Source organism: Paenibacillus sp. FSL H7-0716 (genome assembly GCF_038002705.1).
Taxonomy (GTDB): Bacteria; Bacillota; Bacilli; order Paenibacillales; family Paenibacillaceae; genus Paenibacillus_AQ; species Paenibacillus_AQ odorifer.
Genome location: NZ_JBBODA010000007.1, coordinates 122,554 through 141,795, shown reverse-complemented (window position 1 = coordinate 141,795; position 19,242 = coordinate 122,554). Strand labels below are relative to the sequence as shown.

General features: G+C 50.0%; 13 protein-coding genes. 11 read left to right on the top strand and 2 right to left on the bottom strand.

The genetic code is table 11. The features are described from left to right. Window positions 1-16 precede the first annotated feature (16 nt). From MHH60_RS11895 to MHH60_RS11845, 11 genes are all read left to right on the top strand, one after another. Complete coding sequence (locus MHH60_RS11895; RefSeq protein WP_076134821.1) at window positions 17-1,477, top strand: CoA-acylating methylmalonate-semialdehyde dehydrogenase; 1,461 nt, start codon at window positions 17-19, stop codon at window positions 1,475-1,477. A 26-nt stretch (window positions 1,478-1,503) separates the two neighbouring features. Next, window positions 1,504-3,459 carry a 3D-(3,5/4)-trihydroxycyclohexane-1,2-dione acylhydrolase (decyclizing) gene (iolD, locus tag MHH60_RS11890; protein WP_076134822.1) on the top strand — a complete coding sequence of 652 codons (1,956 nt, stop codon included), beginning with the start codon at window positions 1,504-1,506 and terminating at the stop codon, window positions 3,457-3,459. 39 nt (window positions 3,460-3,498) lie between these two features. Beyond that, window positions 3,499-4,395 carry a myo-inosose-2 dehydratase gene (iolE, locus tag MHH60_RS11885; RefSeq protein WP_076134901.1) on the top strand — a complete coding sequence of 299 codons (897 nt, stop codon included), beginning with the start codon at window positions 3,499-3,501 and terminating at the stop codon, window positions 4,393-4,395. Between the two features lie 280 nt (window positions 4,396-4,675). Further along, entirely contained in the window at window positions 4,676-6,925 is a 2,250-nt protein-coding gene (locus MHH60_RS11880) for a helix-turn-helix domain-containing protein (protein WP_076134823.1), read from the top strand. A 378-nt stretch (window positions 6,926-7,303) separates the two neighbouring features. After that, on the top strand, window positions 7,304-8,914 hold the full coding sequence (locus tag MHH60_RS11875; RefSeq protein ID WP_038574040.1) for an extracellular solute-binding protein: 1,611 nt from the start codon (window positions 7,304-7,306) through the stop codon (window positions 8,912-8,914). A 74-nt stretch (window positions 8,915-8,988) separates the two neighbouring features. After that, window positions 8,989-9,891 carry an ABC transporter permease gene (locus MHH60_RS11870; RefSeq protein WP_076134824.1) on the top strand — a complete coding sequence of 301 codons (903 nt, stop codon included), beginning with the start codon at window positions 8,989-8,991 and terminating at the stop codon, window positions 9,889-9,891. Window positions 9,892-9,916: 25 nt separating this feature from the next. Next, a complete protein-coding gene (locus MHH60_RS11865; protein ID WP_038568356.1) occupies window positions 9,917-10,789 on the top strand; it encodes a carbohydrate ABC transporter permease in 873 nt (290 codons plus the stop codon). A 34-nt stretch (window positions 10,790-10,823) separates the two neighbouring features. Then, window positions 10,824-11,774, top strand: coding sequence for a sugar phosphate isomerase/epimerase family protein (locus MHH60_RS11860; RefSeq protein WP_076134825.1), 951 nt, complete (start codon window positions 10,824-10,826; stop codon window positions 11,772-11,774). Continuing rightward, window positions 11,774-12,460 (top strand): hypothetical protein, encoded by a 687-nt coding sequence (locus MHH60_RS11855; protein ID WP_076134826.1) that lies wholly within the window; start codon window positions 11,774-11,776, stop codon window positions 12,458-12,460. The genes MHH60_RS11860 and MHH60_RS11855 overlap by 1 nt, the downstream gene beginning before the upstream one ends. A 28-nt stretch (window positions 12,461-12,488) precedes the next feature. Then, the gene (locus MHH60_RS11850; protein WP_076134827.1) at window positions 12,489-14,237 is read left to right on the top strand and encodes a hypothetical protein; all 1,749 of its coding nucleotides are present in this window, start codon (window positions 12,489-12,491) and stop codon (window positions 14,235-14,237) included. A gap of 150 nt (window positions 14,238-14,387) precedes the next feature. Then, complete coding sequence (locus MHH60_RS11845) at window positions 14,388-14,597, top strand: hypothetical protein (RefSeq protein WP_076134828.1); 210 nt, start codon at window positions 14,388-14,390, stop codon at window positions 14,595-14,597. 400 nt (window positions 14,598-14,997) lie between these two features. Here MHH60_RS11845 and odhB read toward each other — a convergent pair whose 3' ends face one another. Then, on the bottom strand, window positions 14,998-16,284 hold the full coding sequence (gene odhB, locus MHH60_RS11840; protein WP_076134829.1) for a 2-oxoglutarate dehydrogenase complex dihydrolipoyllysine-residue succinyltransferase: 1,287 nt from the start codon (window positions 16,282-16,284) through the stop codon (window positions 14,998-15,000). A 52-nt stretch (window positions 16,285-16,336) separates the two neighbouring features. Further along, window positions 16,337-19,204, bottom strand: a complete 2,868-nt coding sequence (locus MHH60_RS11835) for a 2-oxoglutarate dehydrogenase E1 component (RefSeq protein WP_076107402.1) — start codon at window positions 19,202-19,204, stop codon at window positions 16,337-16,339. Window positions 19,205-19,242 lie beyond the last annotated feature (38 nt).

Genomic DNA, 19,242 nt, shown 5'->3' with positions numbered 1-19,242 from the left:
TGAAGGAGTGAGTAGAATGGCACAGCAAACCGTGCAAGTGCTAAACAACTATATTGACGGGCAGTGGGTAGAGGCGGCTACGGAGCACTCAGAAACGGTATACAATCCAGCGTCTGGTGAGGAGATGGCAAGGGTTCCGCTGTCCAGCAGAGTCGATGTTGATCGGGCAGTGGCGGCGGCAAAGGCGGCTTTTGCAGGCTGGTCCAAGACACCGGTGCCGCGCAGAGCACGGATCTTGTTCAAATATCAGCAGCTGCTGGTGGAGCATTGGGATGAACTGGCGAAGACGATCACGCTGGAGAATGGAAAAAGCTTCAAAGAGGCCTACGGAGAGGTGCAGCGCGGCATTGAGTGTGTGGAATTTGCGGCAGGTGCGCCGACGCTGATGATGGGCCGGCAGCTGCCCGACATCGCGACAGGCATCGAGTCTGGGATGTATCGCTATCCCATCGGTGTAGTCGCCGGGATCACACCGTTTAATTTTCCGATGATGGTGCCTTGCTGGATGTTCCCGTTGGCTATCGCCTGTGGGAATACCTTTGTGCTGAAGCCCTCCGAACGCACCCCGCTGCTGGCAGCGCGTTTGGTTGAATTGCTAGAGGAAGCCGGGCTTCCGAAAGGTGTGCTCAATCTGGTTAACGGTGCGCATGAGGTGGTAAACAGCCTGCTGGAGCATCCTGATGTGAAGGCGATTTCCTTCGTTGGCTCACAGCCAGTGGCCGAATATGTCTACAAGAAGGGTACGGCGTGTTTGAAGCGGGTTCAGGCGTTGGCAGGGGCGAAAAATCACTCTATTGTGTTGGCCGACGCGAATCTTGAGGCTTCAGCAACACAGATTGTCAACGCAGCCTTCGGCTCGGCGGGAGAGCGCTGTATGGCTTGCTCCGTGGTAACAGTGCAGGAAGAGGTTGCTGATGAGCTGATCTCCATCCTCCTGCGTGAATGTGAGCAGATGAACATCGGCGATGGCTTGGACGACGACACGTTTCTTGGGCCAGTTATCCGCCAAAGTCATAAAGACAAAACGGTCGCTTATATTGAACAAGGCGTGGCTGAGGGTGCTAAGCTGCTAAGAGACGGCCGGGCGGATGCTGCGGTGCAGGGACAGGGTTATTTTATCGGCCCAACGTTGTTTGATGGAGTGACTCGGGAAATGAAAATCTGGCAGGAGGAAATTTTCGCGCCTGTCCTGGCAGTGATCCACGTCAAGGATGTAGAAGAGGCGATTGAAATTGCCAATGCCTCTCGTTTTGCCAACGGGGCTTGTATTTTTACGAATGACGGCGGGAAAGTGCGTTATTTCCGGGAAAATATCGAGTCAGGCATGTTGGGTGTCAATGTCGGAGTGCCAGCACCGATGGCCTTTTTCCCTTTCTCCGGCTGGAAGGATTCCTTCTATGGCGATCTGCATGCGAATGGAAGCGACGGGGTTGAATTTTATACACGCAAAAAAGTCGTCACTGCCCGCTGGCAGTAACAAAAACGGCGAAAGGGAGGCTTCACGTGGATACGATTAGATTAACGACGGCGCAGGCGCTGGTGAAATTTCTGAACCAGCAATATGTGGAATTTGGCAATGGACCGGAGCGTTTTGTACACGGTATATTCACCGTTTTCGGCCATGGCAATGTACTTGGACTGGGGCAGGCACTTCAGGAAGCGCCGGGTGAGATGACGGTCTATCAGGGGAGGAATGAGCAAGGAATGGTGCATGCGGCGACTGCCTTTGCCAAGCAGAGCCGCAGACGGCGAATCATGGCCTGCACCGCTTCGGTAGGGCCGGGTTCAGCCAATATGCTGACAGCCGCTGCCACTGCGACGGCGAATCAGATTCCCGTGCTGCTACTCCCCGGCGATACCTTTGCCACCCGTCAACCGGACCCGGTACTTCAGCAAATGGAGCACACCTACAATCTGTCGATAACGGTCAACGATGCCTTCAAAGCGGTGAGCAAATACTGGGACCGGATTTATCGGCCAGAGCAGCTGATGACAGCATTGCTGAACGCGATGCGTGTGCTGACTGATCAGGCAGACACCGGGGCAGTCACGATTGCGCTGCCGCAGGATGTGCAAGGGGAGGCCTGGGACTATCCACTTGAGTTCTTCCGCAAGCGCATCCATCGGATCGTTTCCCGTACTCCGCATCCGGATGAGCTTGCTGCGGCTGCTGATCTTATTGCCAGCAAACAGCGACCTCTGCTGGTCTGTGGGGGTGGAGTCCGGTATGCAGATGCAGGGATGGAATTACGTGCATTTGCAGAGAAATTCGCCATCCCATTCGGTGAGACGCAAGCCGGAAAAAGTGCCGTGGCAAGCGACTGTGCCTACAATCTCGGTGGCATAGGAGTTACCGGGAATGGCTGTGCTAATACGTTGGCCGCAGAAGCGGATCTGGTGATCGGTGTGGGTACCCGGTTTACGGACTTCACGACAGGTTCGAAGAGTTTGTTCGCCCATCCCGAGGTGGAGTTCCTGACAATTAACGCTTCCCTCTACCATGCCTCCAAGCTGGATGCGCTGGCTGTGGTCTGCGATGCTGCCGAAGGTCTTAGAGCGCTGTCTGCCACGTTGGAGGAGCGTGGTTACCGCACCGCTTATACAGATGAAATTGTAGTGGCAAAAAAGGCATGGCAAGTGGAAAGAAAGCGTCTATCTGACGTGGAGTATACGGTGAATCAGGAGGCAGATCGTTCTTCAGTTTCCTTCGTGCCGGAGGTTGCCGGACATCTTGACGAGAAGCTATCTGAATATGCGGCGAAGTTGAACACTTCGCTGGCGCAAACACAGGTACTCGGGATCCTCAATGAATATCTTCCGAAAGACGCCATTGTGATAGGAGCCGCAGGCAGCTTACCGGGCGACATGCAGCGGATGTGGAATTCCACTGTGCCGGATACTTACCATATGGAATATGGCTTTTCGTGTATGGGGTATGAAATCTCCGGTGCACTCGGTGTGAAATTGGCGGAACCGGACCGGGAGGTATATGCATTGGTGGGCGATGGCAGCTATCAAATGCTGCATTCGGAACTAGTGACGAGCCTTCAGGAGAACAAGAAGATCAACGTTATTTTGCTTGATAACATGGGGTTCGGCTGCATCAACAACCTGCAGATGGAGCAAGGACTGGATAGCATGGCGACTGAATTCCGCTACCGGGGCCCGGAAGGTCAGCTGAGCGGCGAACTGATAGGCATAGATTATGCAGCAAGTGCCGCGGGATATGGAGTGAAGACCTTCCGTGCGTCAACGGCTGAGCAGCTGCGTGATGCTTTGAGGGAGGCTCAGCTGCAGGATCGTTCCACCCTAATTGACATTAAGGTGCTGCCCAAGACAATGACACATGGTTACGGAGCCTGGTGGAATGTTGGTGTTCCAGAAGTGTCCGGCAGTGAAGCCGTTCGGGCTGCCCACAAGCAGAAGCTTGAACAGCTTGGAAAGGCCCGCAGTTATTAGTATTAGTAATACTGTGAAACGGAAGGGGTAGAATCGATGATGTTCAAAGAACATACGGTCAAGCTGGCGATTGCTCCTATCGCCTGGACTAATGATGATATGCCTGAACTGGGAAAAGACAATACCTTTGAACAGTGCATTAGCGAAATGGCGCTTGCAGGGTTTCAGGGAAGCGAGGTGGGCAACAAGTATCCACGCTCTCCGGAACGGCTGCACCGGGCACTGGAGCTTCGTGGACTTGAGATTGCCAGCGCTTGGTTCAGCGCATATCTGACTGTGCGGCCATATGAGGAGACAGCGGAGGCTTTTTGCGCGCATCGTGATTTTTTATATGAGATGGGTGCGAAGGTGATTGTCGTCTCAGAGCAAGGGCGGAGTATTCAGGGACAAATGGATACGCCGCTATTTGCTAATAAACCTGTATTCACAGAAGCGGAGTGGGACGCACTTGCCGATGGACTGGGTGGGCTTGGCCGGCTGGCTGCTGAAAAAGGTATGGCGCTTGTATACCATCATCATATGGGGACAGGGGTGCAGACTGGCGCCGAAATTGCTAAGCTAATGGAGCTCACGGAACCGGAAGAGGTGTCTCTGCTGTTCGATACCGGGCATCTAGCCTTTGCGGGTGAGAATCCCTTAGAGGTGTTGCGCATCCATTTACCTCGGATTAAACATGTCCATTTGAAGGATATACGTCCGGAGGTTGTTCAGCGTGTGCTGCGGGATCAGCTCAGTTTTCTACAGGCTGTAAAAGCGGGCGCATTCACCGTACCTGGCGATGGATGTATATCCTTTGCAGAGATTTTCACCGAATTAGCAGGTTACTCTTATACGGGATGGTTTGTAGTGGAAGCGGAGCAGGATCCGGCACTTGCCGATCCGTTGGAATATGCGATCAAGGCGCGCCGTTATATCAGAGATCTGAGTGGTTTATAGGCCGAGGAGGCTACCACTTGGTGCTTGGCGGCTGCTCGGACAGATTTATATGCGGGGGTTCACGGCTATGGCTGTGCGCACCTCGCCTTTTTAATGAACAGGTGTAAAAAACGAATCGCTTCGTTGGTCGGGTTCATGTTGTATGTGTTATAATGGCAGCAAATTAGGCGGAAGAGTGTCCATTTCCATGATAGTGCAGCCAAATATCTATGAACTACTCGTGCATTAGCGGCTGAACCGTGGCCGGGTATCCTAACGGTTGTACAGAGGGGGTTATCTATTGTTCCGTTCCTGGTATCGCCGATTGCTGCTGTCCTACTTTCCTATTTTTTTGCTTACTGTGACGATACTGATTTTTGCCTCTTTTGTATTTATTAATGATATTTCACGAATGGAAACCAAAAAAGCGGACCGTATCACCGCCAGCTATCTTATGGATAATGTGGACCGAACGATCAAGGAAGCTGAATTGTCAGTGCTGGAGGCTGCTGAACGCAGCGATGCTTATAAACGTTATTTTAACAATCAAGGCCAGATGGATATGGCGACCGTCTACGCTGTTGCCCAGAATCTACGTAACTTGACGCGTGAATCGCCCTATATTCAGTCCATCTATCTTTATGACAAGAGAAATGAAAGCGTTTTAACAGAAACTGGATTAAAGGACCTTTCAGGATTTGTAGACGAGGATTGGATTGGCCGCATCACCTCCGGCTCTTTATCGGAAGGCTGGCAGCCTGTTAGGGAATACAAAGATGAATTTCAGCGTACGTCTATACGTGTGCTTACCATAAATAAAGGTATGCCGCTGCCCTTCGGTTCGGAGGGAGTGCTCGTAATCAATCTGAAAATGAGCGGAATGGAACAGATCGTCGACGGTATGGTCAACGAACAGTTGTCCTTTCTGACTATCTTTGGCGCAGATGGACAGGTGGTCTATCAGGCCCATTCGGACAGTGAAGGTGCCAAGAATGGGAAGCAGTTGAACACTTTATATATGGAAAGGCTTGGCTGGACGTTTTCCAGCGGAATCAAAACGGGCAGTCTATTCAGCTGGGTGTCAGTGATTTCTTACCTTTGGGTAGCTATTGCCTTAGGTACGGTTGTGTGCGCGATTTTTTACCTGATCTATGTTACGCGGCGCAACTATAAGCCAATTCAGGTGATTATGAACCGGATTGAAGGCCATCAAATTCGCAAGCTGGACCAATCCAGCGACAGACCGGACGAAATGATGCTCATTGACGGGGTGCTGGAAGATCTAATCAACCATATGACGGATTATGATAAGAAAAGCAGAGAGAATTTGCTGTTACAGCGCAGCAAGCTTTTCAACGATCTCTTGCAAAGCGAGCGGTTGGACAATGTCGTCCAGCGGATGGAAGAGCTGTCGCCGCTCTCCGGAGCTCATTCCACATCCCGCTTTATGGTTGTGCTAAGCGAAATCAACCGCTACGACAAGGTTTTTCAAGATCGGTATACAAGGGGCGATCAGAACACGCTTAAATTTGCCCTGATGAATGTCTTTCAAGAATTGGCGCGGAGTGCGGAATTGCAAGCTTGGGCGGAGTGGATTGGGACTGACCGGGCGGCAATTCTCTTCCTGACCACAGGAAGTGATGAAGAGATGGCAGAGAAAATCCGTGTATTCGCTGAGGACTGCCGCATCTGGGTGGAGCAGAATTTGCGCCTCTCCCTAAGCTTCGCTATTGGGCCAGTGGCGGCTGGGCCAGGGGAGATCCGGGATTCCTATGCGGCAGCGGAGAATGTGATGCAGCACAAGCTTTTAATGCACGAAGACATCGCTTTAACGGAATTTGGAGAAACGCGCCAGCCGCTTCTTGAGACATTCAAGTATTTACAAATGATTGCCGAGTTTGTTAAGCAGTTCAGGATGTCGAGCGGCCAATGGCGGGAACTGCTGGAAGGTGTTTTTGATGGTTTTAAACAGGATTATTTACAAGATGATGATATTCGCTCTCTAATTCAGGCCATGCTACAGATGCTGAGCCGGGAAGTGGCTGTCATGTCTGAGCAGCTGCAGGATGAGTTGTCAGCAGAAAATGCGGAGAAGCAGCTGAAGCGGCTGGAAGAGGCAGAATCCATAGATGAAATGAAGGGGATTTTGTTTGAGTATTTGACTGATTTATTCCGCACTTATGTTTCTGTCAGTGAAACTAAAAGCTACCGGGCGATGGTAACCGAGATGAAGAATTATATTGAAGAGAATTTTACAAATCCTGATCTTTCCCTAAAGCATTTGAGCGACCGGTTTCAGGTATCCGGCAAATATGCCAGCTATCTATTTAAAACAGAATTTAAAATGAAATTTGTTGATTTTTTAACAGAGCTACGCATGAAGGAAGCCGAAAAGCTTTTAGTAGAAACGGAATGTTCGCTGCAGGATATCGCACTCCAGGTGGGATATGCGAATGCAATTACATTCGGCAGGGTATTCAAACGAGTATTAGGAATCACACCGGGTGATTACCGTTCTATAAAGCGCGGGCGCGGGACCTCCAGATTATAGGCTGCCGACTTTGTTAATCCAATAGCACGTGAACAATAGTTTTTATAACCGCATCTGTGCACGCCAACCTCTATAATGAGGGCGCGAACACCGATGCGGTCTTTATTTTCACACTTTTGAAAGCGGTTTATTCTACGAAAATAGTTGTATGGATAAACCGGAAGTCCGAATTTGCTGGGATAAGAGCATCCGAAAGAGGTTTATTGTCAGACTGCCGAAATTCATGAAATACTGTGGGCATCCAGAACAACAAGCGACCCAGTAGCACGGCAGTAAAAAAGCATCACGTGATATGGATTCCGCTGGGGATGGATAGAGTTAAGGCTAGGGGATCATAAATACACCATTAAAGCCTGCAAGGGCGAAGGGGATGGAAAGATGACAGTGAACGTACATCAAGGAGTTCTGAAGAAAGCAATCGGGATCGGATTAACCGCAATAATGGGCGTTTCTCTGCTAGCAGGCTGTTCCAATGATTCTAAAAACAACACAGCATCCGAGGGTGCCGCAGCCGGCGAAAGTGCTAAGCGGGTTACATTAAAGGTGGAAGTGTTTGACCGCGGCAACAGCCCAGCCCCACATACCATTACCAATAACTACTTAACTAAACTAGTGCAGGAAAAGTTCGGAGATCCGAATAACATTGATGTGGAATTTGTACCTATCCAGCGTTCTGAGGAAGTTACCAAGCTGAATGTTTTGATGGCGAGCAATACGGATGTGCCCGATATCGTATTTACGTATGATTCCAGTGTGTTTTATCGGTATGCCCAGCAAGGTGGCTTGACTGATGTCGGAGAAATTCTCGATGAATATGGCCCGAATCTGAAAAAGTTTATTGGCGAGGATACGCTGGCGTTCGGCCAGCTTGAAGGCCAGCAGTATGCGATCCCTGGCAAACGGGCGATCACAGGCCGTTATAGCTCCTACATCCGTCAGGATTGGTTAGATAAATTAGGATTGCCTGTGCCAACGACGACCGATGAGCTGTACACTACTTTGAAAGCGTTTAAAGAAAAGGATCCGGGCAATCTCGGCAGCAAAAACATTCCGATGGGCATGGCACTGGCACCAGCCCAATTCGAGACGTTGATTTTCTCTTTCATGAAGCCGATCAGCGGCGATCTGACCTACAGCCAACGTTATGAGCTGCCGCTGCATGAGGGCTTTAAGGATGCCCTGCAATTTCTCAATAAGCTCTACAATGAAGGGATGATCAGTAAGGACTTCAGTCTGGACGAGGATAAAACACAGTTGGCCAAGGATATCCAGAACGGCAATGTAGGCTACTGGTCGGAGGATGTGGATGTCTTGTTCTATGCCGATGGTACCCTGGATAATCTCTACAAAAATGTAGAGGGAAGCAAGGTGTTGCCGGTAGACGTCTTAACCAACGCCAACGTTGATAACAAGCACATTAAATCCCGCTATGCCTCCAACGGCATGTACATCATGATTCCGAAGAGTAGTAAACGCGCCGTGGAAGCCGTTAAGTATCTCGATTGGATGGCTTCGGATAATAATCTGATTGATATCCAAAATGGCGTTGAAGGTGAAAACTACGACCTGGTAGACGGTATTCCAGTGGCCAAAACAGATGTTTCCCAGGAGTTCGCCGATCGTCTGTTTAATGCTGGCGACATGGCCATTATCTCCAACGGCAAAAACATCGGTGATCAGGCCACTAATGAAAAAGCATGGGCGCTGGGCTTCCCGGAACGTAACCGGGAGATGCTGACTCAATCTATCGCAATCGCTAACGCTGACACGGTGGGTCCGCTCGTCTTCGGCAAGCCGATAGAAGCGGAATCGCAATATGGCACAACGCTCAAAGATAAGCTCAACGTAATTATTGTAAAGACGGCAATGGCCAAACCAGAGCAGTTTGAAGCAGTTTACGAGCAGGAAATGAAAGATTATATGACTTTGGGCGGAACCAAACTGAAAGAGGAACTGGAGAAGTCGTTTAAGGAACTTTCGGCTCAATAAACAAATATATAGTGAAAACCGGGGGGAGATGGTGCTGCGCTCCACCCGGTTTTTCTCCTTAGGAGGAAAACGACTTGAGCAAAGCGACATACTTTAGACGGTATTGGCAATTGTACGCGCTGCTTTCGCTGCCTATTATTTATTTTCTGATCTTCCGCTATGGTCCGATGTATGGTGTGCAGATTGCTTTTAAGGATTTCAATTTGTTTCAAGGGATTGGAGGCAGCGAGTGGATCGGCTTTGATGCGTTCCGCGAGGTTTTTGGAATGAGAGAGTTCTACAGCACCTTGCGCAATACCTTTATGCTGAATTTTCTGGATTTGCTGGTCTCTTTTCCGGCTCCGATTATCCTGGCGATTATGCTGTTCGAAATTCGTTCGGTGTGGTTCAAGAAAATATCGCAGACGATTTTGTATATCCCCCACTTTATTTCCTGGGTGATCATCGGGGGGATCGTATATCAATTGTTCGGCAACCAGTCCGGTATGGTGAACGGTGTGCTGGAGAGCTTAGGCCTTACTCCCATCCCGTTTCTGACTGAAAAAAATCCGTGGCTGATCACTTATTTATTCACAGGCGTCTGGCAAAGTGCCGGTTGGGGGACTATCCTTTATCTGGCGGCGTTAACCGGTGTCAACCGAGAGCTGTTTGAAGCTGCTGAAGTGGATGGAGCGACAAGGCTGAAGAAAATCCGCTACATTACGCTTCCTAGCATAAAACCAACCATCGTGACGCTGCTTATCCTCAATCTGGGAAAGATGGTCAGCATCGGCTTTGACCGTCCTTACATTATCGGTAACACTGCTGTGCGTGAGTATTCTGATGTGCTCAGTACCTTTGTGTACCGGGTGGGTCTGGAATCCGGACAATATACGTTGGCTACTGTAGTCGGATTGTTCCAGGCCGTGGTGGGACTGGTGTTTATTTTTGGCTCTAACTATATTTCGAAAAAAGTGACCGGAGACGGTATTTTATGATAAAGAAAGAAGGAGGCGGAGTGCTATGAGTGAACGTACCTCAAACCGGATATTCGATATCGTCAATATAACGTTTGTTGCCTTGTTCGTTTTGTTCTGCTTGGCTCCGTTTTTGCATGTGATTGCCGTGTCGCTTAGTTCCAACCGGGCAATTACTTCTGGAGAAGTAACGATTTTCCCCATTGAATTGAACTGGAATGCATACATTAACGTTTTTTCCAATAATGCGATGATCCGCTCTCTTGTCTTTACGGTTATTCTGACGTTTGCCACAACGGTGCTGTGTATGCTTTTCACTGTCGCAGCAGCCTATCCGCTGACCAAAAGAAAATTGAAGGGCCGTAAATTTTTTATGTATCTGATCGTTATCACCATGTTTTTCAGCGGCGGTATTATTCCTGAATATTTGTTGATCCGTGATTTGCATTTGATTAATTCGGTCTGGTCGCTTATTCTGCCAGGTCTGGTCAGCCCCTTTAACCTGATTATCCTGATCTCCTTTTTCAATAACATTCCTGCCAGCCTGGAGGAATCCGCCGAGATCGATGGCAGTTCCCATCTTCGTACACTGATGAGTATTATATTGCCGCTATCCATGCCGGTTATGGCCACGTTGGCTCTTTTCTACGCAGTGGGAAGGTGGAACGGCTTTCAGGATTCTCTGATGTATATCAATAATCCGGATTTGTATCCGCTCCAGCTTAAGCTATTCCAGATGGTGCAGAACAACATGGTATCCGAACTGACACAAATGGAAGGTGCCAACCGGACCCCACTGACACCTGAGAGCCTAAAAGCGGCCACCGTTATCTTTGCAACAGTACCGATCCTTGCCGTATATCCATGGCTGCAGAAATATTTTGTCAGCGGTGTAATGCTTGGTGCCGTAAAAGGTTGAACCGTAAGCTGTAACAAGGGAGGAAAACATAATTATGGGGAACAAAGGCATATTTTCGTTCTCAACTTGCTGGAACATTAAACGCCACACTGCCGGTGACGCTATGCTGCGGGAAATCCGCGATCTCGGCTTTCAGCGGGTGGAGCTGAACTATAATGTAACTAAGGAAATGCTGGAAACGATCGAGCCGATGCTTGAGCGGGGGGAGATGGGGATCTCCAGTGTCCACAACACATTTCCCCACGTCTCAGACCCTGATTATGGCACAGATTCCGTGCTGCTAGGTTTTGAGGATGAGGAGAAGCGGCAGCGGGCGATTGAGCTGCTGATTGGCTCGGCTAAGTACGCTCAGCGTTACGGAGGAGAAGCCGTTGTTGTGCATCCCGGTGAGGTACCCTTTCCAAATGATATCAGCAAAGAGCTGGAGCAGATTTATAACGGTGAGGGTAGAGATTCTAACGCTTATCGCAGCAAATGGGCGGAACTGATGGAGCGGCGGGAAGCTTATAGCGCCGGCTATGTGCAGAAAATTATTGAAAGCCTAGATGAAGTATGTAACCGGGCAGTTTCTGAGGGGCTAAACGTCCGCTTTGGTATCGAAACACGTTCCAAACCGCAGCAGATTCCGACGCTTGCGGAAGCCAAAACGATTATTAAGGCGCTAAAGGGAGCGCCTGTGGGCATATGGTATGACACCGGGCATGCCATTATGATGGACCGTTTGGGTTTGTACGACAGTGTGGGGGAAATGGAAGGTCTGATGGATGATATTGTAGGTGTTCACATTCATGAGACCATCGGTCTGTCTGACCACTGGTGCCCTTATGTAAATAGCGGGAATATGAAATTCTATGATGCTTATCTGCCGATGATTGAACGGGCGCCGGTCAAGGTGTATGAGCTGAAAGCAGCTTGCCAGCCGGAAGAAATTGATGAAAGTCATCGGCTGCTTATGGCCAAGTTGGCGCGTAGAGGGCAGGTCTGATGTTGAACGATGAAGACCGTAGGTTAGCTATGAAGTATGCTCCGCGCTTATTATTCGATCAGAACGAGCCATTTTTTCCGGTACGTCTCGGTATAACAGTGATGCGGCAGGAGGAGGAGTCTCCTTCCTTCCGGCGCCGTCTAGCTGTGAACCATCCGGATGTGCTGGCCGTTGTGGAATACGCGATTTATTACGATTATGATATTCAGCATTTATATGATCTGGAGCATGTGTGGGTTTACATCGGTAGAGACGGGGAAGTGGTGGATGCCGAAGCGAGCTTTCACGGGAAATTCCTTAAAGCGCTGCTGCGCGGGGGCAGCAATCTAAGCGGGACATGGGTGGACCTCTATGTCCAACCCGGCAAGCATGCCCTCGCCCCGTTCCCTGAAGTCTTTGAGCTGTTACCAGGATTCGCATCCAGTACACAGGATGGGGCAGGTGCGGAGGGTCTGATTTATGGCGACTTTTTTCGCGGCATTCTGGCGTCCGATGGAGAAACTGACCGTCTTGTCCACCGTTATCTGCAAACCTGCCGGTTCACGCCTTCCCTGTCCTATTCGTGCTGGGAATATGCGGACCGGGAGGAATTGTTCGTTTCTTGGAATCAACTGTTCACGGAAATTCCTGAACGTATCCGACAAGAGCTGGCGCGGCTTCAGCTCCTGTTACCACCCAGACATTGAGCAGTTTATTAACATGGAGGGAAGTATAATGTACAAGCAACTGGTAGCCAGTAATGATAGAGCGTCAGTGGAAGGATTATCCCGGCAGGTGCTTGATCCGACGAGCCGCTATTACGGAGGGACAATAGATCCGGGTACTGGCGTTGCCTGGGTGAATCATACGACCGGCACACCAACCGATATGTGTTATTGGGGAGCGGCTCTGGTTAACCCGGATTCCGCATTCTACCGTGATGAGCTGCTGCTGGCCCGCCTGCTGCTGGCGACGGAATTCGTGCTGCGTGCACAACATGAGGATGGCTCGATCTCTCCGGGCTGGACGAACTATCATTCTCCCCCGGATACAGCCTTTGTCATCGTCGGCTACGCTCAGCTATACCATCTGTTGGCATCGCAGGATTGGGCGCCGCTGCAACAGGTGCTTGATAATATGCTCCTGTTTCTTAAGCGAACTATTCCCGTCATGCTTACAGGGGGTTGTCACACGCCGAATCATCGTTGGGTATTGTGTGCAGCACTGGGATTTTTGTATGAACTGTTCGGACTGGAGGAGGCTGTCCAGCGGGCAGATCAGTGGTTGGCGGAAGGGATGGATATTACACCTGATGGAGAATGGACCGAGCGCAGCAACGGTATTTATAGTGCGGTCAGCGACATCATGCTGATTCATGCCGCTCGTCTGCTGGATCGGCCGCAGTTGCTGGAGCCAGTTCGTCTGAATTTACACATGATGGTCTATTTGGTGCATCCTAAGGGGGAAGTTGTGACCGATTACTCTGGGCGCCAGGATCTGGGGAGCTTTCACGACCTGTCTCCATATTATTTACCGTACGCTATTCTGGCCCGTTTCGATAAGGAGCCATTGTTTGCGGGGATGGCCGAATGGGCAGGCAGTGCACTGGAAAATCCGGGGGGCTGCTCTGTCAACGTACTCGTACGTATGCTGCTGGAGCCGGAGCTTCAACAACCTTTTGAGGATTCGGCAGCCCTACCTGTGAAATATGAGAAAATACTGAACGGCGATTTTCCGCGACACGGCTATCTGCAGGATATGGAGAAGTCCGGCCATCAAGGGCGAATTTACCACAGCCGGCTGCATACTGATTTCGGAGCACCGGTTGCGCGCTATAGGGACGGAAACACTAGCGTGACCTTAATCACGGAGACACCGTCTTTTTTTGCACTCCGTCACGGTGCCGTCAGGCTGCTTGCAGTACAGCTGGCTTCTTACTTTTATCCGGGATATGTACCGATGCAGAAAATGATCAAATTGCCTGAAGGATACCACCTGTCAGGAGAACAAAAGAAGGGGTATTACGGTCCTGTCCAAGACGAACTGCTTCCGCAAACATCTGCGGAGCCGGTAAGCCCTTGGTATCTGCTCCCGCACCAGAGCCGCGCACTTACGCATGAACAGACATTCCGTGTGGAGACGGAGGTTCAGCGTACGGACAGAGGGTGGACCCTCCGGTTGCATGCTGAGGAACCTAGAGAGGTTATGACACAGTTGTCTTTCGTTTTTGGACGGGAAGGATGTTTCACTTCGGGCGAATTGCAGGCTGTCGGAGAGGACTATTATCTCTGGAACGGCGGTAACCTCCGCTATAGTTGTGAAGAGGACTGGATTGAACTGACAGGGGGCGAGCTAGGCCATCTGGCGGCTACGGTACGTGAGGCGAAGCTGCAGGATAACTGCAAGGTGGTATTGGTTAATTTTATGACCCCGTTCGATAAGATGATTACGATCACTCTATCTCCTTCCATGATAAGAGAGTGACCTTTGCAACAATTTATAATCTAGTAGACGTTGAACTTACACCTCAGTTTTATAATAATGAAGCCTTATTAAAAAACCTTCCATTAGAAGCAAACCTGGAGTTGAGTTATCAGGTCTAATGGGAGGTTTTGTTATGGCGGCAAGGTTTTTGTGGAACAAACGCCTGAGAATCAAGCTAATAAGCTCACAGTCGCAGGCACAGAAGTTATCTATAACAAGGTAGTAAGGGAAGAAGTCAGCTATGATTATCTGAATTGGTATAACGAGAGACAGGATGCGTATTATACACTCACCAGCTATGGAGATAAGATTTTGAACAAGGAGCAATTTTTACAGCTGGCTGAGGAGCTATTGAAGTAGAGTTTTGAAGTTAGAAGTTAGAAGTTAGAAGTTGGTAGTTGGTAGTTGGTAGTTGGTAGTTAGTAGTTAGTAGCTCGTAGTGTGTAGGTGCATGCGCTAAGTTAGTTGTATTATGTGCAATTAAAGTTCACCAATAGCTGTATATAGGCCCTTTAGTTGTATTTGATGCAGCTATTACTGGTTAGATTAGTGGATATAGACGTTTTTACGGATTTTAGTTGTAGATAATACAATTAGAGATGAGGATATGAGCGGACCAGAAATAAATAAGTGTATAAAATACAGTTAAATCGTATGCAGGGAAGGCAGCAATTGGATCCAGATATAAAAGAAGGTATCCCCAAAGCGAGAGCTCTAGGGATACCTTCTTTATATTCTTAAGTCGAAAAGTTGACCAGCGTTAGCCTTCTAGCAGTAGTGCTTCTGGATCTTCCAGCAATTCCTTCACTTTGACCAGGAAGCTTACCGCTTCAGAGCCGTCAACGATCCGGTGATCATAGGAAAGGGCGATGTACATCATTGGACGGTTTACGGTTCTTTCTTCGTCCAGCGCGATTGGACGCAGTTGGATCTTATGCATCCCTAGAATACCCACCTGTGGTGTATTCAGAATCGGTGTGGATAACAAGGAGCCGAATACGCCACCGTTGGTGATGGTGAATGTTCCGCCTTGCAGCTCGGAGAGGCTGAGCGTATTGGCACGTGCTTTGGAAGCGAGCTCGCCAATCTGGCGCTCGATTTCCGGGAAGCTGAGCCGATCCGCATCACGGACTACGGGAACTACAAGTCCTTCTTTCGCTGCAACAGCAATACCGATGTCGTAGAATTTCTTAACGACCAGATCTTCACCGTCGATTTCGGCGTTCAGCAGTGGATAGGTTTTAAGCGCACCGATCACAGCTTTGGTGAAGAAGGACATGAAGCCTAGTCCAACTTCATGTTTCTCTTTAAAAGCATCCTTGCGGCGCTTGCGGATGTCGAGGATCGCTGTCATGTCCACCTCGTTGAAGGTGGTAAGCATGGCCGCGGTCTGCTGCGCTTCGACCAAGCGGCTGGCAATCGTGAGCCGTCTGCGCGACATGCGCTTGCGCTCCACGTTTTTGCCCTCGTCCGGCGTGGCTTTGCCCGCTGCCGGCTTCGCTGGCTCCGGCTTGCCTTGCGGCGCCGGAGCTACCGGTGCAGCGGCCTGCGGCGCTGCTGCACCATGACCGGACACATCGGCCTGGCCAATCCGGCCGATAGGATCACGGGCGCTAACCTCTCCGAGGTCGATGCCGCGCTCCCGTGCCAGCTTGCGTGCGCCCGGCGATGCCAAGGCAGCGTGGCTGTCGCCACCTGCTGCAGGCACTTCGGGCGCAGCTACAGGCGCGGCGGCTGCTACTGCGTTGCCGCCTGCCGGTGCCGCTTTAGGCGCTTCGGCTTCGCTTTCAGCGGTCCGCGGCGTACTGCCGCTTGCGGCTCCAATGATGCCGATGGCTTCGCCAACGGCTACGTTCTCGCCCGCTTGACGCAGGATGGTGGAGATGACACCCTCCACCTCTGCACTAATTTCCAGATTGACTTTATCCGTTTCCAGCTCAGCGAGCACATCGCCTTGACCTACCGTGTCGCCTTCTTTAACCAGCCATTTGTAGATGGTTCCTTCGGATATGGATTCTCCCAGATCGGGTACTAAGATTTCTGACACAGGCCGTTTCCTCCCCAAACATAATGGTTTACGCTATTGTGATACCGTCCTCTTAAGAGGACGGTACAGCCGCTTGTACGTTCGAATTTGATTTTAGGGCTTCTGTTACAATTCTACGTTGTTCGAAGCTATGCACATCTGCATAACCACTGGCCGGGCTGGAACGTTCCGGACGGCCGATATATCTTACGCCGGCATTCTTTGGTGCGATGGCGCGTAACCGAGGCTCACTATAGCTCCAGCCGCCCATATTTTTCGGCTCTTCTTGCACCCAGACAATTTCCTGAAGGGAGCTGAAGGAGTTTAAATGTTCGCTTAACTCTTGTTCCGGGAACGGATAAAGCTGCTCTAGGCGAAGAACATGCAGCCATGACCAATCCTTATCCTGTGCTGCTTCCAGTTCTGTTTGGATGTCGATAGCCACTTTACCGCTGCAGACTACGAGCCGTTTAACTTCACTTGGTTTCTGGCCAAGCAAAGATTCAGCTAATACAGGCTTGAATTGTCCTGAAGCCAGCTCGGTTCCGGCAGAAGTGCTGCGCGTATTCCGAATGAGACTTTTCGGCGTCATAATGACTAGCGGTCTAGCATCTTCCTGCCCGCATAACGCTGCTTGGCGCCGCAGCAGATGGAAATATTGCGAAGCGGTAGTCAGGTTAGCGACCGTCCAGTTCTCTTCAGCGGATAGCTGCAAGAACCGTTCCAGCCTACCGCTGGAGTGCTCAGGTCCCTGTCCTTCGTAGCCATGCGGCAGCATGATGACGAGATTGCTGCGCTGTGTCCATTTGGCGCGTCCAGCGGCAATGAACTGGTCAAAAATAACCTGACCCGCGTTGGCGAAATCACCATACTGTGCTTCCCAGATTACGAAGGTTTCCGGTGCAAACACATTATAACCATATTCAAAGCCTAATACTGATGCCTCTGACAATGGACTGTTGTATACGCCAAAGGAGGCACGGGAATCGCTTAGCTGATGTAGTGGGGAGAACAAATCTCCTGTTTTACTGTCGTGCAGCACCAGATGGCGATGTGCGAAGGTTCCGCGTTGGGCATCTTGACCGCTCAGTCGGATGGGCGTTCCATTTTTCAGAATGGTAGCGAAGGCTAACGTTTCAGCCAGTGCCCAGTCGACCTTTTCACCTTCATTCAGTGCATCTTTACGACGTTGTAAAATGCGCTCCAGCTTCGGATAAACCTGGAATCCAGCAGGAACCGTCAACAGTTCACGGTTGATCTCCTGCAGGCTGGAGATGGATACCGCTGTAGTGTTTGCCGCTGCGCGGTCCGTTTGTAGAGGAATGAAGGCTTTGGGTTCTTTTTTCTTATGATTGCCTTCCTTCATATTATCGTACGCACGCTGCAATACACTTTCTGCTTCAGCATTCATCTTTTGTACGTCTTCGGCGGTAAGAACCTTTTCGTTTTTCAGTCTCTCTGCATAAACCTTGTAGACGGTTGGATGATTGCGAACCTTGCCGTAGACAATAGGTTGTGTGGTTTCAGGATCATCCATTTCGTTGTGACCATGACGGCGGTAGCCGATGAGATCAATTACGAAATCTTTTTTGAATTGATGGCGGTATGCGCTAGCTAAACGTACGGCTGCTACGCAGGCCTCTGGGTCATCAGCGTTGACATGGACTATCGGGATTTCATACCCTTTGGCGATGTCACTCGCATAATGCGTAGAACGGGAATCTTCACTTTCAGTCGTAAAACCAATTCGGTTATTAACAATGATATGGATCGTCCCACCATTTTGATAACCTTGAAGTTTGCCGATATTAAGCGTTTCTGCAACAATTCCTTCACCTGGAAAAGCAGCATCGCCATGCATCAGCACCGCCATAGCTTTACTGGTATCAATCTTCGGCAGTCCTGCAGTGCTCCGATCTTCTTGTGCGGCACGAGTGAAACCTTCCACGACAGGATTGACGAATTCCAAGTGACTTGGGTTATTCGCTAGTGTTATTCTTGTGCGTACGGTTTCTCCTTCACGGACAGCACGGTCTGCACCGAGATGGTATTTCACATCACCTGTCCAGCCATAGTTAATGCCTGTAGAGCCTTCGGAAGGGAAAAGCTCCTTGTTCGGAGAATGATGAAACTCTGAAAATATGATATCATAAGGTTTGCCCAAAATATGTGCAAGAACGTTGAGGCGGCCGCGATGCGCCATGCCCATCAAAATATGCTCCGCACCGTCATGTGCAGCAGCACGTACGATTTCATCTAACATCGGTACAAGAGCATCATTGCCTTCAAGACTGAAACGCTTCTGACCTACAAAAGTCTTGTGGAGGAAGGTTTCAAATTGCTCTACCTGAATCAGGCGGTTCAGGAGCTCTTTGCGTTCTGTATTATTTAGGGGTGCTGGTGAGCTGGTGGATTCTGCCTGTCTATTTAGCCATTGCAGTTCTTTTTCTTCATGCACATGCCCGAACTCATAGGCGATGGTCTTGGTGTATGCCTGACGCATACGTTGCACGGCATCCCATCCGGTATGCACATCATTCGGCGCATTTTCCCATATAAGCGTTGCAGGCAGTGCGATCAGGTCTTCGCGGGTCAGCCCATAGGTTTCAAGCTCAAGATATTTTGCCATGGGATTCTGATCGCGTACCAGCGGATCAATTTCAGCGGCCATATGGCCATATATACGAATATTGGCGATTAGCTTGGAAGCTCTTACTGCTTTTCTAAGCCATTCGGTGTCTCCCGAGATGCGCGGCTGAGGAGCCGGTTCGCTATCTGGAGTTAGGGGAGGAGGTCCCGAATTTGTAAAAAGCTCGCGATAATTATTTTCTACGGTGGAGGGATCTTTCACAAACTGTTCATATCTTTCTTGAATGTAGCCTAAATTGGGTCCGTAATACTTACTCCAAATGGATTCGTTATAGGGCTCTTTGGCTGCCATGAATACATCCTCCTTAACGGATGAACTCCATACGTGAC

Excerpts from the sequence above, each read along its gene's own strand:
- MHH60_RS11895 (WP_076134821.1), top strand. The coding sequence starts at position 17 with ATGGCACAGCAAACCGTGCAAGTGCTAAACAACTATATTGACGGGCAG.
- iolE (WP_076134901.1), top strand. The coding sequence starts at position 3,499 with ATGTTCAAAGAACATACGGTCAAGCTGGCGATTGCTCCTATCGCCTGG.
- MHH60_RS11875 (WP_038574040.1), top strand. The coding sequence starts at position 7,304 with ATGACAGTGAACGTACATCAAGGAGTTCTGAAGAAAGCAATCGGGATC.
- MHH60_RS11865 (WP_038568356.1), top strand. The coding sequence starts at position 9,917 with ATGAGTGAACGTACCTCAAACCGGATATTCGATATCGTCAATATAACG.
- MHH60_RS11860 (WP_076134825.1), top strand. The coding sequence starts at position 10,824 with ATGGGGAACAAAGGCATATTTTCGTTCTCAACTTGCTGGAACATTAAA.
- MHH60_RS11855 (WP_076134826.1), top strand. The coding sequence starts at position 11,774 with ATGTTGAACGATGAAGACCGTAGGTTAGCTATGAAGTATGCTCCGCGC.
- MHH60_RS11850 (WP_076134827.1), top strand. The coding sequence starts at position 12,489 with ATGTACAAGCAACTGGTAGCCAGTAATGATAGAGCGTCAGTGGAAGGA.
- MHH60_RS11835 (WP_076107402.1), bottom strand. The coding sequence starts at position 19,204 with ATGGCAGCCAAAGAGCCCTATAACGAATCCATTTGGAGTAAGTATTAC.